General features: G+C 61.3%; 11 protein-coding genes. All 11 read left to right on the forward strand.

Annotated features, from left to right (window positions below):
• The first annotated feature begins 219 nt into the window (after nt 1–219).
• A complete protein-coding gene (gene tssF, locus WD429_RS13135; RefSeq protein WP_368422633.1) occupies nt 220–1,992 on the forward strand; it encodes a type VI secretion system baseplate subunit TssF in 1,773 nt (590 codons plus the stop codon).
• Nucleotides 1,956–2,972: a type VI secretion system baseplate subunit TssG gene (gene tssG / locus WD429_RS13140; protein ID WP_368422634.1), complete on the forward strand. Its 1,017-nt coding sequence runs from the start codon at nt 1,956–1,958 to the stop codon at nt 2,970–2,972. Before tssF ends, tssG begins: the two co-directional genes overlap by 37 nt.
• Nucleotides 2,973–2,994: 22 nt before the next feature.
• The gene (gene tagH / locus WD429_RS13145; RefSeq protein WP_368422635.1) at nt 2,995–4,320 is read left to right on the forward strand and encodes a type VI secretion system-associated FHA domain protein TagH; all 1,326 of its coding nucleotides are present in this window, start codon (nt 2,995–2,997) and stop codon (nt 4,318–4,320) included.
• Nucleotides 4,317–4,850, forward strand: coding sequence for a type VI secretion system lipoprotein TssJ (tssJ, locus tag WD429_RS13150; protein ID WP_368422636.1), 534 nt, complete (start codon nt 4,317–4,319; stop codon nt 4,848–4,850). The genes tagH and tssJ overlap by 4 nt, the downstream gene beginning before the upstream one ends.
• A complete protein-coding gene (gene tssK, locus WD429_RS13155; protein WP_368422637.1) occupies nt 4,850–6,184 on the forward strand; it encodes a type VI secretion system baseplate subunit TssK in 1,335 nt (444 codons plus the stop codon). Before tssJ ends, tssK begins: the two co-directional genes overlap by 1 nt.
• A gap of 3 nt (nt 6,185–6,187) precedes the next feature.
• Complete coding sequence (icmH, locus tag WD429_RS13160) at nt 6,188–7,027, forward strand: type IVB secretion system protein IcmH/DotU (RefSeq protein WP_368422638.1); 840 nt, start codon at nt 6,188–6,190, stop codon at nt 7,025–7,027.
• Between the two features lie 10 nt (nt 7,028–7,037).
• Entirely contained in the window at nt 7,038–9,668 is a 2,631-nt protein-coding gene (gene tssH, locus WD429_RS13165) for a type VI secretion system ATPase TssH (protein ID WP_368422639.1), read from the forward strand.
• Between the two features lie 167 nt (nt 9,669–9,835).
• On the forward strand, nt 9,836–11,398 hold the full coding sequence (locus WD429_RS13170) for a sigma 54-interacting transcriptional regulator (protein ID WP_368422643.1): 1,563 nt from the start codon (nt 9,836–9,838) through the stop codon (nt 11,396–11,398).
• On the forward strand, nt 11,395–12,039 hold the full coding sequence (vasI, locus tag WD429_RS13175; RefSeq protein WP_368422640.1) for a type VI secretion system-associated protein VasI: 645 nt from the start codon (nt 11,395–11,397) through the stop codon (nt 12,037–12,039). Before WD429_RS13170 ends, vasI begins: the two co-directional genes overlap by 4 nt.
• Before the next feature lie 39 nt (nt 12,040–12,078).
• Entirely contained in the window at nt 12,079–13,506 is a 1,428-nt protein-coding gene (gene tssA / locus WD429_RS13180) for a type VI secretion system protein TssA (protein ID WP_368422641.1), read from the forward strand.
• A 33-nt stretch (nt 13,507–13,539) separates the two neighbouring features.
• Nucleotides 13,540–17,142: a type VI secretion system membrane subunit TssM gene (gene tssM, locus WD429_RS13185; protein ID WP_368422642.1), complete on the forward strand. Its 3,603-nt coding sequence runs from the start codon at nt 13,540–13,542 to the stop codon at nt 17,140–17,142.
• Nucleotides 17,143–17,326 lie beyond the last annotated feature (184 nt).

Genomic DNA, 17,326 nt, shown 5'->3' on the forward strand with positions numbered 1-17,326 from the left:
GCATTCCAAAAGTGTGCGGAGCCATGGATGGCGGAGCCCAAGCGCCCCATGGAAGGGCTTGCAGCGTCTTTTGGAATGCCCACCGACACCCCTGCTCGGAGCAAGAGGAGATGGCGACACTTTTCTTCTGGGAAAAAACAACTCGCTGCGCTCAGACATCTTTTTTCCCGGCAGAAAAGCATCCCCACCCCCTCTAACCGGACATTGGTGCAGTAGTCTATGAAGTTAAATCGGTTTTACAGGGACGAGTTGAGCTTTCTGCGATTGCAGGGCCGGGAATTCGCGGATGCCCATCCGCAGCTCACCCGGTTTCTATCGGAGCAAAGCACCGATCCGGACGTCGAACGGTTGCTGGAAGGCTTCGCCTTCCTGACCGGCAAGCTCCGTGAAAAAGTCGAAGACGAATTTCCGGAAATCACCCATTCGCTGCTGAACATGCTGTGGCCGAACTACCTGCGCCCGGTGCCCAGTTGCACCATTATGCGCTTTGACCCGCAATTGCATGCCATCAGTGAGCGCCAGCGGGTGGACCGTCATACTGAAATCAAGAGCCGACCGCTGGGCGATGTCACCCGCCAGACCCAGTGCCGGTTTCGCACCTGCCGCGCCGTCGACGTATTCCCGGTCAGTGTGGCGGCAGCCCATGCCGAACATTCGCGGGAAGTGTCTTCCGTTACCGTCGACCTGGCGTTGCACACCGATCAGCCGCTGTCGACATTGGGCATGGACAGCCTGCGGTTCTACCTGGGTGGCGAGAGCCACATCTCCGAAACCCTGTTCCTGTGGTTGAACCACTACCTGGAACGGATCGAATTGATCGTTGGCGAGTCTGTTTACCGGGTGCCGGCCACCCTGCTGCAACCGGTCGGCTTTGCCAGCGACGAAGCCCTGCTGCCATATCCGAAAAACGCCTATCCCGGGTATCGCATTCTGCAGGAATACCTGAGTTTCCCCGAAGCATTTCGCTTTGTGGATATTCATGGCCTGGGGCGGCGGCTGCCGGCGGTGCAGGCGGACGAAATCAGCCTGCGCTTTCATTTCAGCCGCATTCTGCCGCCGGACGCCAAAGTGCGGGAAGACAACTTCCAGCTGTATTGCACGCCGGCAGTGAACCTGTTCACCCACGAAGGCGAACCGGTGGATCTCAATGGCCGCCAGACCGAGTACCGGATTTCACCGTCCAGCCGCTCGCCAGACCATTTTGAAGTGTTCAGCATCGAGCAGGTAGAGGGCTGGCTGGAAGGCCGTTGCGGACGGGGCGAGCCGCGCATTTACACCGCGTTTGAAAGCTTTCAGCACGAAGTGGAGCGCGACCGTGGCCGCACCGCGCTGTATTACCGGGTGCGGGCGCGAGACAGCGTTCGTGGTGACGGGTTTGATCACTACATGTCATTTGTGCGGGGCGACGAATCCGAGTGCATGAGCCGCCAGGAAGCGATTTCCCTGACCCTCACCTGCACCAACCGACAGTTACCGAGCCAGCTGGCGGTGGGCGAAATCTGCATGGCGACCGAAAGCACGCCGGCGTTCGCCACCTTCAGCAACATTACCCGGCCCACCGCCACCCTGCGGCCGACCCTGGATGGCAGCCTGTTGTGGACACTGATCTCCAACCTGTCGCTGAACTACCTGTCCATGCTGGATGTGGACGCTTTGCGCACGGTCCTGCGGGTGTATGATTTTCGCGCGCTAGTGGACCGCCAGGCGGAGCGGGTGTCGCAGAAGCGGCTGTCCGGCATAACCGGCATTGAAACGTCGCCGGTGGACCGGATGGTGCGTGGCCTGCCCGTGCGGGGTATTCGGTCCGTCATGAAACTGGACCAGACGGCGTTCGCCTCGGAAGGCGATTTATACCTGTTCGGCACGGTTCTCAGTCAATTCTTTGCGCTTTACGCGAGCATCAACGCCTTTCACCAACTGGAAGTGGTGAACACAGACAATCAGGAACGGTACACATGGACGTTACAGCAAGGTCAGCAGCCGCTGATGTAGCCGAGCTGCAACCCGTTCTGGGCAATGCACGGCGATACAGCTTTTTTCAGCTGGTGGACCTGATTCACCGGCACCACGGAGACGATCTGGAGCGCGCCCAGGACGATCAGCCCCGGCGCGAGCGCATCCGTTTTTCAGCCTCCGCCGGACTGGGTTTTCCAGGCAGTGACGTGGTCTCGGCGTTTTCGCCGGAACACGAACACGCGCCTTACCAGATGGAAGTGAGCTTTCTGGGGCTGCACGGCTCGCAATCGCCACTGCCGGGTTACTACCTGGAAGACCTGGCCTGGGAAGCGGGGCAGGACCTGGGCATCCGTCGCCACTTCCTGGACTTTTTCAATCACCGGCTGGTGACCCTGTTTCACCGGTCGTGGCGCAAGTACCGCTACTACGTACGCTTCCGCCCCGGTGCATCGGACGGATTTTCCGAACACATTTTTGCACTGGCCGGCCTGGGTGATCGCCGTCTGCGGGATGCCACACCGGTCAACTGGTCGAAAATGCTGGCCTATGCCGGGCTGATGGCGGGTCGCAGCCGCTCACCGGATGTGGTCAGTGGCATCGTCGCCCATTGTTTTGATCTGGATGACGTCAGCATTGAGCAGTGGGTACTGCGGCGAGTGGCCATTCCGAAGGATCAGCAAACCCGGTTGGGGCACGTTAACGCCACGTTGGGTGAAGACACGCTAGTGGGTTCGGGAATCGGCGACCGCAGCGGCAAATTCATCCTGCGTATCCGCAACCTGGATCGCCAGCGATTTGCCGACTTTCTGCCCAATGGCAAGGATCACCAGCGGCTGGTGAAACTGGTGGAATTCACCACCCGCGAACAGCTGGCTTATGACCTGGAACTGCAGATGCGGCCGAAAGACGTCAAGCCGATGCGAACCGGCGTGGACGTGCGCCTGGGCTGGAACTCGTTTGTGACGCCAGAGAAAGCCCGTAAGTTGCCGGCGGTTCGCCTGCAGATTCGCCGCTGACCACCGCACAAGGATACCGGACATGGAAAAGCGTCAGTCACTGACATTGCAGATAAACAACCCCACCGCCGTTGGCAGTGGCTTGTTGCCGAAGCACGAATTTACCGCTGCAGGCGGATCAATCGGCACCGCCAGCAACGATACCTGGCAACTGTCTTCCCACCGTACCGGGGCGGTGCCAGGCCATGCCGAAGTTCGCTTGATCGATGGCGTGTTCTGCCTGATTGACCGCAGTGGTCGCACCTATATCAACAGTGCCAGCCAGCCCATTGGCCGGGGGCGTCGGGCACGGCTTAAAAGTGGCGATGTCATTACCATCGGCCGCTATCGGATTCGCGCCGAGCTTGGGGGCCATCAGAGCCCGTCCGACCCGTTAGCGCCGGAACCGGGAGAAGATCATACCCTGGTAAACGTGAAGGAAGCGTCGTTGCTCCGGGCGGAGCGCCGGCAGCAGCAGACCGAAGGCGATGAACCGCTGACGGGGCTGGCACCGGCAGCGGGCCAGCCGGTCAGGGATGACCCGATGGACCACTGGAATACTCAGGAACCCGCGCGGCAGAACGCTTCAGACAGCCAGCAGGAGCAGGCGTTGATGGCAAACAGCACCGAGTGGTTTGCAGCGGAGGGTGAAGTGACCGATCAATACCGGGAGCATCGCGATGTGGCGATGGGCTTGCCGGTCAGGCAGGGAGCGCAGAACAGAATGCCAGAACAGACAACCGCACCAGAAAACGAACACACCAACGACCACAGCCGCCAGCACATCAGCGGCGCACCGATGCTTCAGGGCATGGACGCTGACCTGGTCTTCGCCGACAGCGACGATATGCGGCTGTTTCTCGAAGAAGCCGGCCAGACCCTGAAAGCCACGGTGGAAGGCTTGTTGGCCCTGCACCAGAGTGAAGACAGCCGCCACCAGGCGCTGCGCACACGGTTGCAACCGATTGAGGATAACCCGCTGCGCCTGGGGCAGGACTACCAGGACACGGTGCAGACGCTGTTTGCCAGCGAGCGCAGCCCGGTGCATCTGTCCGCGCCAGCGGCGGTCAGTGAAAGCCTGCAGAGCCTGCGTCACCATCAACTGGCAACCCGGGAAGCCATCAGTGAAGGGCTGGAGGCCATTCTCCACGCCTTCTCACCGGAAGCTCTGTTGCGCCGTTTTCACGGCTACCGCCGGGGGTTACAGAAACATGAAGACGAAGGCCGCTGGGCCTGGGACATGTACGAGCATTACTACCGTGAACTGAAATCCAGTCGTCAGCAGGGTTTTGAACGCCTCTTTCAGGAGGTGTTCGATCAGGCGTACGACCAACATTTGCGTAAACTACAGAGGGAGAACCTGTCGTGAAATACAGTAAAGGGATCTTACTGGCCGTCGTGTTTGCCATGGTGGGGTGCAGCACGCCCTACAACGCCGTATCGAAAACCGCCAAAGTGCTTTGGAATCCGGATATCCCGGTGGGTTACCCGGAGGACCTGCCCAGCCGGGTGGACCTCACCATGCTGGCAGAGCCGGACGTGAACCCGAATGAGTCGCTGGCCCCTACGCCGATCGCCTTCCAGGTGATCGAAATGCGCGACAGCTCCATGCTGATGGCTGGGGACTTTGACCAGTTGCTGAACGATCTGGAGGACTCCCTGGGCCAGAATTACATCGACCACGATGATTATTCCCTGGTGCCTGGTCAGTTCCGTTTCATCGAGTCGTTCGAAGTCGACAGTGACACGCGCTTCATCGGCATCATTGCGTTTTACGCCTACCCGAACCTGTCCCAGTGGAAAAAGGTGGTCAAAGTAGACCCCATCGGCGGGCGCTACCACGTGCTGGTCAACCTGCGTGAGCGGGAAGTTCAAATCAGACGGTCGGACGAATCCTGATGGCAGTCACCAATCGAGTAGTCTGGAGTGATGGGCTGTTCATCAAACCCCAGCACTTTCAGCAGCAACAACGGTATCTGGAACACCAGATCAATGAACGGGCGCTGGCGGTCTCGGACTATCTGTACGGTTTCAGTGACCTGGCGCTGAATGATGAGTATCTGAGCTTCGGCCGCATCGGCCTGGTGCATGCGGGCGGGCTGTTTCCCGATGGTACCCGTTTCAGCCTGCCCCAGGATGACGTGATGCCGGAGCCACTGGAAATTACCGACGCTTCGGTAGCCAATCAGGTGGTGTATCTCGCCCTGCCACTGGGCAGCGATGCGCTGGCGGAAGTGGAGTGGCCGGAGGCCGCGGTATCTGGACGATTCCGGGCTCACAGTGAGGAAATCCGTGACCTGCATTCCATCGACGGCGACGCCCACACCATCGACGTGGCCCGGGTAGCTCCCCGCCTGTTGCTGGAACGGGACGACCGCAGCGCCTACGCCGCTCTGGCCATCGGCCGGATTCTGGAGAAGCGCCCCGATGGCAGCCTGGTGATGGACCCCAGTTTCATGCCCACCATGCTCAGCGTACGCGCAGCCCCGCGGCTGCAGCGGTTCGTTGGAGAAATGGCAGGGCGGATGAAAGAGCGTGCCCGCAATATTGCCGAACGGGTAGGGGCACCGGGGCAGGGCGGCGTGGCCGATGTGGCGGATTTCATGCTGCTGCAGATGCTCAACCGGGCGCATCCGCGCTTTATGCACCTTGCGCGGTTGCGGCAGCTTCATCCGGAACGCCTGTACGAAGCCTTGTTGGAACTGTGTGGCGAGCTGGTGACCTTCACCGACGAAAGCCGCTTGCCCCGCGAGTACAGCGCTTACGATCACGACCTGCCGGAAGGCTCGTTCACCCCGCTGATGCAGGTGTTGCGACAGTCCCTGAGCACGGTGCTGGAGCCGCGTGCGCTGGCGATCCAACTGCAGGAACGCCAGTACGGCCTGACGGTCGCGCCGATTCAGGACACCCAATTGATCGGCAACGCCGAATTCATTCTGGCGGTGAAAGCCGATATGCCGCTGGACGATCTGCGCAAGCAGTTTACCCAGCAGTGCAAGGTAGCGTCGGTCGAGAAGATCCGCGACCTGATCAGCCTGCAGTTGCCGGGTATTCCGCTATCACCGCTGCCGGTGGCCCCGCGCCAGTTGCCGTACCACGCCGGCTTTGTGTACTTCCGCCTGGACGACCAGAGCCAGGCCTGGCAGATGCTGGATAACGCCAGCGGATTCGCCTTCCACGTGGCCGGCAGCTTCCCGGGCATGGAAATGCAGTTCTGGGCAATCAGGAGTTAAATCATGGCCGATGCACAGGTGAAGGATTCTTCCCGCTACAGCGATCAGGGTAACAGCGACGCCGGCAGCAGTGCGTTCAGTGACCTGATGTTTGCGGATGGCAATAAAGCCGATCGCAACGCCAACCGCGAGTTTGCCAATGACCAGTTTCAACTGCGCGGACTGGAAGACAACCGGCTGATTGATGCTGCCACGCCACTATTGGGCCTGGTGATACGCGTGCGCCGATTGACGGATTTCCGGGAAGTGGAAACCCTCTACCGGCAAGTGGTGGACGAAGTGGCAGCCATCGACCGGGAACTGGTGGAGCAGGGTTATGAGCGCCCAACGGTGGTGGCCTATCGCTATGTGCTCTGCGCGTTTATCGACGAAGCCGTATTGGGTACCGATTGGGGTGCCCACAGCGTGTGGTCCCAGCATTCGCTGCTGTCCCGTTTCCACAACGAGACCTGGGGTGGCGAGAAGGTGTTTGCCATCCTCTCCCGTATGGAGCAGGAGCCACTGCGGTACCGGGACATGCTGGCGTTCATTCACCTGTGCCTGTGTCTTGGCTTCGAGGGCCGCTACAAGGTGATGACCAATGGCCGCGACGAGTACGAACAGATCATCCGTGGTCTGCACGAACAGCTGAAAAGCCTGCGCGACTCGGACGAGGAACAACCGCTGGCGGACGCGTTGGCGAACGTCACCCCGGCCCGCAACCGCTTGCGCAGCGGTCTGCCGATCTGGGGCATTGGTGGCCTGTTTGCCCTGGCCCTGGCCGGAATCTATTCGCTCTACAACATGGCGCTGAATGACCGCATCAGGGATGTGCTCAGCGTTCTGGAACAACTGCCTAAATAAGGATATCACTGTGATTAGGGTAGAACTGCCGGCGCTGATTGGGCGCCTCAACGACATTTGCCGCCAGGGACTGGAAGCCTCTGCGGCACTGTGCATCAGCCGTCAGGGTGCGGAAATCACCCCGGCCCACCTGCTGTTCAAATTGCTGGAAACGCCGTTTTCCGACGTTCGCCAGATTCTCGATAACGCCGGGATCAGCCACCTGGAATTCCAGCCGTTGGTAGGCGACAGCCTCAACGGCGAACCCCAGACCGCCGAGCCCTATCCGTCATTCTCGCCGCTGCTGGTGGACCTGCTGCAGGATGCCTGGTTGCTGGCCTCTACCGAACTGGGCCACCGCGACCTGCGCTCTGGCGCACTTTTTCTCGCGCTGCTGATGAACGCCGATCGTTACCTGATGCCGCAGGTCAGCCAGCCGTTGCGGGAGATCAACCGCGAACAGCTGCGCCGCCAGTTCGACACCCTGACCGCCGGTTCCGCCGAACGGCCGGAACTGGACCAGGCCGATGGCCAAGCGCCACTGGCGGAAACCGACATGGACCCGCTCAAGCGCTACGCCACCGACTTCACCAAACTCGCGCGGGACAACAAGCTCGACCCAGTGGTGTGCCGGGACGCCGAAATCGACCAGATGATCGACATCCTCTGCCGCCGCCGCAAGAACAACCCCATCGTGGTAGGCGACGCCGGCGTGGGCAAAAGCGCCGTGGTGGAAGGCCTGGCGCTGCGCATTGTACAAGGGGATGTGCCCGAACGGCTGCACGACGTAGAACTGTGGACCCTCGACATGGGAGCCCTGCAAGCCGGTGCCTCCGTCAAAGGCGAATTCGAGAAACGCCTGAAAGGCGTCATCGAAGCCGTCAAAGGCTCCGCCACTTCAATCATCCTGTTCATCGATGAAGCTCATACCCTCATCGGTGCGGGCAACAGCGAAGGCGGCTCCGACGCCGCCAACCTGCTGAAACCCGCCCTGGCCCGTGGCGAACTGCGCACCATCGCCGCCACCACCTGGCGCGAGTACAAGAAATACTTCGAAAAAGACCCGGCCCTGAGCCGTCGCTTTCAGCCGGTCGCCCTGGACGAACCCACACCGGGCGAAGCCGTCCACATCCTCCGTGGCCTGCGCACCGTCTACGAAAAAGCCCACAAAGTGCTGATCGCCGACAGCGCCCTGAAAGCCGCCGCCGAAATGTCCGCACGCTACCTGGCCGGCCGCCAGCTGCCGGACAAAGCCATCGACGTGCTGGACACCGCCTGCGCCCGGGTCAGTTTGAACCTCAGCACCCCGCCGCGCCGGCTTAGCCACGTGCGTAGCGAGCTGCACCAGATGGCCATGGAGCAGGACCTGCTCGCCCGGGAACACACCCTCGGCCAGAGTGTCGACGGTGAGCGTGAAAGCGAACTCGACGCCCGTATCGCCACAATGAAGGAAGAGTCCGCAGAACTGGAGCAGAGCTGGAACGATCAGCGTGAACTGGTCACCCGCCTGGTAGAGATCCGCGAACAGCTGCTCAACGACGACCAGGCCGCCGCCGAAACCACCGAAACCCCGGAAGCAGACGGCGAAGAACACCCGGACCTGAAAAGCGAAGCCGCCGCCATCGAACAGGAACTGGCCAAGCTGCAAGCGGATGAACCGCTGGTGCACGCGCGCGTCGACGCCCGCCAGGTGGCTGAAGTCATCGCCGACTGGACCGGCATCCCGGTCAACCGCATGACCACCGACGAACTGCAAAAAATCACCCATTTGCCGGCGTACCTGCAGGCCCACATTAAAGGCCAGGACACCGCCATCGACTGCCTGCACCAACACCTGCTCACCGCCCGCGCCGACCTCCGTCGCCCCGGCCGCCCCATGGGTGCGTTCCTGCTGGTCGGCCCCAGCGGCGTCGGCAAAACCGAAACCGTGGTGCAACTGTCCGAACTGCTCTACGGCGGCCGCCAGTTCCTCACCACCATCAACATGTCCGAATACCAGGAGAAACACACCGTCTCCCGCCTGATCGGCTCGCCCCCGGGCTACGTCGGCTTTGGCGAAGGCGGCATCCTCACCGAAGCCATCCGCCAGAAACCCTATTCTGTCGTGTTGCTCGACGAAGTCGAAAAAGCCCACCCGGAAGTCCTCAACCTGTTCTATCAGGCCTTCGACAAGGGCGAACTGGCCGACGGCGAAGGCCGCCTGATCGACTGCAAAAACGTGGTGTTCTTCCTTACCTCCAACCTCGGCTACCAGACCATCGTCCACCACGCCGCGGAACCGGGAAAAATCGAAGAAGCCCTCTACCCGGAACTGGCGAACTTCTTCAAACCAGCCCTGCTGGCAAGAATGGAAGTGGTGCCCTACCTGCCCCTGGGCGACGACACCCTCAACCGCATCGTCGGCGACAAACTCCAGCGCCTGGCAGACCAGATCAAAGATGGTTACCACACCGACGTGGTGCTGGAAGACGGCCTGGTGGAAGCCATCCGCAGCCGTGCTACAAGAAGCGAAAACGGCGCGAGGATGCTGGAGTCCATCATCGAAGGTGAACTGTTGCCGCCGGTGTCATTGGCGCTGCTGGAGAAGTTGGCGGCTAGAGAGCCGGTGACGAAGGTCACGTTGGGGGTTGAAGGCAACAAGTTCTCAGGAAGGGTAGCTTAGGATAACTGTGAAGTAGCGCGGCGTGGGGTTCTGCTTTCCAAAACCCTGCGGAGCCATGGATGGCGGAGCGGAGCCTACAGGGATGTATTCACGGCGTGTTTTGGAAAGCAGAACCGCACGGTGTGCGGCCGGCGAAAACAAGACTAAGGAAAAGAAACATGGGACGGATGCAGATGGAACTGCACACCGGCATCGATCTGGCGGTGGCACTGATTCAGCAGGATAACCTGCCGGATCTGTTAAAAACCGCCACCAGACAGCTGGAAAACGCCTTCGGCCTCACCCGCTGCTGGGCACTGGAACTCGACCTCAGCGGCCGCACCCTGCATTGCAGCGAACTCGCCGAACTGGGCGAATTCGATTGCAGCGACTTCAGCCACCCCTTTGCCCACATACTGCAAAGTGGCAAAGCCAGAGAACTGACCCGCGCCGCCAGCTACCGCCTCGATCACAGCGGATTCCAGGCCCTGCTCGAAGCCAGCGACCGCCCACGGTCCTTCTGGCTCGAACCCATCACCGGCGGCGACGGCCGCACCCTCGGCATCCTCGCCCTCTGTGCCGACCAGCCAGAATGGGACAGCATCACCGCCATGCCGCTCTACCAGGGCCTCAAACAGCTGCTGACCCATCAGTGGATCAGCCAGCTGCAGAGCCGGGACCAGGTCTGGCAGCGCCGCCTGCTCAAACGATCACTGGATCATCTCCACGACGCTGAAACCGTGCGCCGTCGCTGCGAACACCTCGCCGGTAGCCTGGTCGGCAACTCCGCCGACATGACCAACCTCCGCGTCCAGATCATCCGCGCTGCCGGCTCCCAGCTCTCAGTCCTGGTACAGGGCGAAACGGGCTGCGGCAAGGACCTGGTCGCCAAGGGCATTCACGAATTCTCCGGGCGTGCGCAGGGCCCGCTGGTGGTCGTCAATTGTGCCGCGATCCCCGAAACCCTGCTGGAAAGTGAACTGTTCGGCCACACCAAAGGCGCATTCTCAGGCGCAGACAGAGCCAAAGAAGGGCTGCTGGCCCAGGCCGATGGTGGCACGCTGTTTCTTGACGAGATTGGCGACATGCCTCTCGCGCTTCAGTCCAAACTCCTGCGGGTACTGGAAAGCCGGCAATTCCGACCATTGGGGGCCCAGCAGGAACAGCACTCCGACTTCCGCCTGGTGGCGGCAACCCATCAGCCATTGCAGCAAGGCATTGAAGAAGGGCGCTTTCGCCGCGACCTGTTCTACCGCCTGAGCCAATTTCCATTGCGCGTCACACCGCTGCGGGAGCGCCCTGAAGATCTTGAACCTCTGAGCCGGCATTTCATTGCGGCCTATCAGGCCCGTGAAGGTGCCGGGCCGATGGGCATTAGTAGCCATGCCCTGCATACCCTGACCCGATACGCCTTCCCGGGCAATGTGCGGGAACTGCGCAATGTCATCGAATTGGCGTGCCTGCAGACTCCGGTCGGCGACGATATCCAGCCGGAAACACTGCGCCTGGACGACCCGTTTGCAGAACCGGCCCAAGGGCTGCCGGCGGCAGGCAGCAGCGCCATAGCCAGCGTGCCTGCCGCCGCCACGATCCATGACCTGAAAGCCGCCGCTCAGGCATTCGAGGCAGCAGTGATTCGGGAACGATTGAAACAGTACGACGGCAACCGGGCCCAGGCCGCCGAAAGTCTCGGCTTACCAAAGCGCACGCTGGCCCATAAATGCCTCAAATATCAGGTAGCCGAACTATGAAGAGGTGGCGTTTTTCGTGGCGTCATCGCATCCTCATGCTGACCACCCTCGGCTGCATGGCAACGCCAGTTGCCGCCGGCCAGATGGATGAGGCTCGCCAGTGCGCGCTTGAATCCCAGCGCCTGAAACGGCTTGCCTGTTTCGATGGTGTCTTCGGCACGCCATTGGCCGCTGCGGAATCATTGTCGGTGTCCGCTGCTGAGCGCCCAGCGCGGTGGCGGCAGGCTTACGCCCAGGAACAGGGGCGCACGCCGGGGGACGGCCCTCTGTACAACAACACCGGCGACCAGGCCGGCCATCTGGTGACTCTGGCTGCCCTTGGGAGCCAGCCGCCGCGGCCCGTGCTGGCCCTGCAGTGCCACAACAACATCACCGAACTGTCGCTGATGCTGCCCGATCCCCTGGACGAAGAGCGGGTCACCATCGGGTTCGGAGCCGGCCAGGATTTATGGCGGGTGCGGGATAACGGTTACCTGCTCAGTGGCGGGCGGGGCCTGCCGGCAATCCAGGTGGCCAAGGCGCTGGCGGCCAGAGGGGATGCCGAGATCACATCACCCAATGGCTCGGTCGATGGTCTGATGTTTGATCTTGAGGGTTTCCGCGCTGCCATTGAGCCACTTCGCTCCGAATGTGGCTGGTAATTGAAACCGGTTTTATGCAAAGGGAAAGGCAGGATTAACATGCAGGTGGTTGAACAACATCCGTACGTGGAACAGGTATTGACGCCACTCGACGGAGAGCACGGAGTGGGTGGTCCGCTGGAGGACGACGTCACGCTGGAGTTCCTGGAAAACGAGATCATGAAAGTGGGCTCCCTGGCGCATACGGATATTGATTGGCACAAGGTCGAAAGCGAGTCGCTGCGATTGCTGTCGGATCAGAGTAAAGATCTGAAAGTGCTTGGCTTTCTGCTGCTGAGCCTACAGCGTGGCGGCAGCGGCGAACGCTTTGCGTTGTCTCTGTTTTTGTTGCACCGGGTATTGGAGACCTGGTGGGAGAGTGCCTGGCCCTACCCCGGCGACAAGGGCAAACGCGCCCGCAAAATGATGTTTACCCAGATGCTCCAGCGCGCAGGCAAGGAGGTGAATTCCCTGTCATTCGACGGTGGCATCGGCGATGGCCGCGGCTTCTGCCTGAACACGATCAAGCAGTTGCTTGCCCAGGCTGCGGAGCATCAACTGGCGGATGACGGCCTCTACGATCTCAAACGCACGGTGGAGAAACTGCCGGCGGAGGCTGAACCGGCACCTGACAACGACCAAACAAAGCCAACAGCAAAGCCCGCGCACAGTGCCGCCCAGGAGTCGGGCAAGGTGGCCGCGCAGGCGTCTCTGGGCGAACTGACGCTGGACCCGGCCAACGAACGGGCTACCCGCCAAAGCTTGTTGAAGGTCGCGGATCTTCTCGTGGAAACCGGGCCAGATTCGGCCCTGGGCTACCAGCTGCGCCGGCACGCCATTTGGCACGGCATTGCCACGGTGCCCCCGTCCCGCGACGGGGTCAAAACCGATCTGGCCGCAGTCAGCGCCGACCGGATTGCCGATTACCACGAGGCGCTGGAAAAAGCGCCGGACATGGACTTGTGGAAACGCATCGAACAGAGCCTGTCAGTCAGCCCGTTCTGGTTGGATGGCCACTGGCTCAGTGCCCGGGTGGCCGAGGCGCTTGGGTACAGCCACTGCAGCGAAGCCATCCGGTTGTCCGTTGCGGACTTTGTGGAGCGGTTGCCACAGCTGGCGGAGATGACCTTTAACGACGGCACCCCGTTCCTGTGCACGGACGCGGCAGACTGGATGCACACTGCGCCAGCCGGTGCAGCAGGTTCCAGCGGAGCCAGTCCCTGGGAACAGGCCTATGAATTGGCCCGGGAACTCGCGAGCCAGAAAGGGCTGGCGAAGGCCATGCAACTGGTGGAAGACGGCCTTGCCGGAGCACGCGAGCCTCGCGAACGCTTTTATTGGCGATTGGCCAGCGCACGGCTGCTGAAAGACAGCGGGCTGAAAAGCCTGGCCGGTCAACAGATTCAGGATCTACATCAACAGACCCGGGGCCTGGCCCTGGAAGACTGGGAACCGGGGCTGGTTTCCAAACTCGAAAAACTGGTTTAACGGATTTCGCCGTCAGTACACTTTTTATCAGGAATGGATGCCATGTGGAGACAAGCATTACTCATCGGTCGAAGAATTCTTCCCTACCTGCGCAGTGCCGTGCCGGTGGCTCTGGCGCTCGGCGTTATTATGCTGTTGGTTGCCACCTGGTGGCTGGGCCCCTGGCTGGAAATGGGCGGCGAGTACCCATTGGCAGCCTGGCAAATGCGGGCGCTGGTGACGCTCGGGGTGGTTTTGCTGGTGGCCATGGTATGGGCCAGCCTGTTGGCCAAAAAGCTGGGGAAAATCAACTCTGCCAAAGCCGACGAGCAGCGCGAGGAAGAAGACCCCATCCTGCCGCTGGAACGACGTCAGAAACGGTTGCTGGACCGCCAGCTGCAAGCGCTGAAAAGTAACCTGGCGGGCCGCAAAGGGCTGTATCGCGTGCCATGGTATCTGGTGATGGGGCTGGAAGATGCCGGCAAGACCAGCCTGATTCAACGCAGCGGGCAAACCTACACCCTGACCAACGTGACCCGCAATGAGCGGGCAGACCGAAACCCCATGGGCTTCGACTGGTGGATCGGCGATCACGGCGTGCTGATCGATCCGGATGGCGAATTGCTGAGCCAGAATCAGGGCGAAGGGGCTGCCTCCGAAATGCAGCAGCGGCTGTGGCAGCATTTCATGCAATGGCTGGAGCGGAACCGGCCACAGCGCCCGCTGAACGGCGTGGTGCTGACCGTCGATATTGCGCGCCTTAGCACCGGCAGCGAACAGCAGCGGCAGACCCAGGCTATCCTGCTTCGAACCCGCCTGCGGGAACTGATGGAAACCCTCGGTTCGCGGCTGCCGGTGTATGTCAGCTTTACCAAGCTGGATCTGCTTTATGGCTTCGGACCCTTCATGCGAACGTTGACCAAGGCCGAACGTGAGCAACCGCTGGGTTATACCTTCCCGCTGGAAACGCTGCTGGAAGGCGATGACTGGCTGGCGGAATTCTCGGATCGCTTCAGTGCCATGGTCGAGCAGTTGAACCAGCGCTTGCCGGATGTGATGGCGGCCACCCGCGATGCCGAGGAACGCACCTCTGTGTACTCGTTCAGCCGACAGCTGGCTGGCCTGAAGCCGGTTCTGGAGCAGTTCCTCACCGACCTGCTGTCCGAAGACGCCTTCTCCACACCGGCTCTGGTGCGGGGGACTTATTTTACGTCCGTGCTTCAGGAAGGCGTCCCGGAGGACGCGTTTGTGTCTGCCGCAGCGGCCAGCTATCAGTTATCCGGCCCGATCCAGCCGGCACAGCGTAGCGGCCAGTCTGCCAGCCTGTTCACCCAGGGGCTGTTCCCCAATGTGATTTATCGCGAATCCGGCCTGGCGGGTGATAATCGCCGGGTGGTCCGCAGCCGTCAGCGCAGGATCGCCGTCGCGGCGGTTGTGGCGATATGCGCGGGTGTTGGTATGACGGCGGGCTGGCAGCATTACTTCATCAAAAACGCCGAAGCCGCCACGGCCGTTGAGCAGCGAGTGCGTAGCTTTATCGACAACTGGCGACCGGTGGGCTATGAGCCGGACACCACCGGAAATAATCTGCTACAGCCGTTGGACCAGCTTCGCGAGGCGACTCTGGCCTTCGGAGATTACCGGCAGCACTGGCCGCTGGTCACCGATATGGGGCTGTATCAGGGCCAGCGTGTCGGGCCGGAAGTGGAAGCCGCCTATCTGGATATGCTGGCCTACCAATACCTGCCGGCACTGATGCTGGGCGTGATGGGGGAGATGGGGCAAGCCCCGGACAACAGCTCCGAGCGCCTGGAACATCTGCGGGTGCTGCGCATGCTCTATGATGCCAGCGGCCGCCGTGATGACATTGTTACCGAGTACATGAGCGAATACTGGCAGAGCCGATTCCCCGGTCAGCGTGATACCCAGCAGCGCCTGAACCGCCACCTGGATTACGCCATGGCCCATATCGACCTGGCGGATCAGGTCCGCCAGGGTGATGCCACCGCCGACATGGCACTGGCACCCTTCCGCAGCAGCGTGCAGTGGGCGCAGCAGGATCTCGGCCGTATCGCGACGACCGAGCGGGTTTATGATGACCTGGAAAAGGAAGCGGCGCGGGAATTCAGTTCGCCCTTGGACCTTGCCCGATCGTCGGGCCCGGCGTTCAGCACGGTGTTCACCAAGCTGGATGGCCATGGCGAACCGCTGGAGCCGGAGGCAGGGCAGGACGACCCACTGGTGATTCCATCGTTGCTGACCCGGGACGGCCTGAATACCTGGTTCCTGAGAAAGTCCGGCACAGTGACGGAACTCGCTCTGGTGGACGCCTGGGTACTCGGCCGTCGTGACAACGTGGATTTCAGCGAATCCGATGAGGCGCAATTGACCGCTGAACTGCAAACGCTGTACGCCGACCATTACGCTGACACCTGGCGGCGAGCCCTGAGCCGGATGGATATCCAGAGCTTTAATGACTTCAATCACGGTGTGCGGGTGCTGGAAAACCTCACCAGTGGGCACCAGCCATTGCAGCAGCTGTTCGGGCAGGTCGCCGGCAACACCCGCCTGATTCCGGGGGTCGACGGTGAAGCAGACACCCGCGCCAAAGCGGCGCGAAAAGCCCTGGAGCAGTCCTCTCATTTCGCCATGATGCAGGAGATCGACCGCCAGTTCTCGGAGCTCAACGACCTCAATCGGAAAGATGGCGATAACCCGTCTGATATGGAACAGGTGATGACCGTGATTGGCGACCTGCACGAGTACATGCGTGGTATCCAGGAGTCCCCGGACCGGGGCAAGGCAGCACTGCAGGCCGCCCGTGCCCGTATGGGACTTGAGGGGGCCGACCCGATCTTCACTCTACAGCGGCTGGCGGACAATCAGCCGGCACCGCTGGACCGGATGTTGGACAAGTTGGCAAAAGAAAGCTGGCGCGTGGTGCTGGATCAGGCCGTAGCGCAGTTGGAACGGCAGTGGTACCGCGAGGTGTACCAGCCATTCCAGCAATCGCTGGCCAGACATTACCCCTTCAACCCGGGTGCCGGCCGTGACGCAGCGTTGCAGGATTTTGAAGAGTTCTTCGCGCCCGAGGGTGTGCTGGATACCTTTTACACGGAGAACCTGAAGCTGTTCCTGGAAGACCACCCGGAACATGTGGGTGAGTCCCGGCGCGCCGGCCTGGTACGCGCAGACGTTCGGGCCGCGCTGGATAAAGCACAAACCATACGCCGGGCCTTCTTTACCCGTGGTGGGTCGCTGGATGTGGAATTTGCGCTGGAGCCCCTGAACCTGTCCTCCAACAAACGCCGCAGCGTAGTGAATGTGGATGGCCAGCTGGTGGAATTCAGCCACGGCCCCCGCCAGAGCATACCGCTGGTCTGGCCGAACACCCTGCGTGACAGTGCGGAAAGCCGGGTTACCCTGGTGCCGACGCAAATTAACCGGTCACCCCGCAGCCTCTCGGAAAACGGCCCCTGGGCGTTATTCCGGCTGCTCGACAAGGCCGATATTACCGGGGTCAGCAACAGCTCGGTGGACGTAAAGTTTGAGCTGGACAGTGGCCAGATGCGTTATCGGCTCCATGCGGCCAGTAATACCAACCCGTTCACACAGGAACTCCTCGCGGGGTATCAGATACCACGCAGTCTGTATTAGACTGTGGGCCGCCCTGCACAGGATCGTGCCGGGCGGCGATCATATTGAGACGTTGACGCATCACATTCTTCAGGGACCGAAGACATGCCCCAGGCAAGCGGACTGCAGTTTACCGCCACCATTGGCGAATTTTCCTCCGATCACTTTTCCGTGGTTGGCTTCGAGCTGACCGAAGCCCTCTCCG

The organism is Marinobacter sp., from assembly GCF_040904845.1.
Classification (GTDB): Bacteria; Pseudomonadota; Gammaproteobacteria; order Pseudomonadales; family Oleiphilaceae; genus Marinobacter.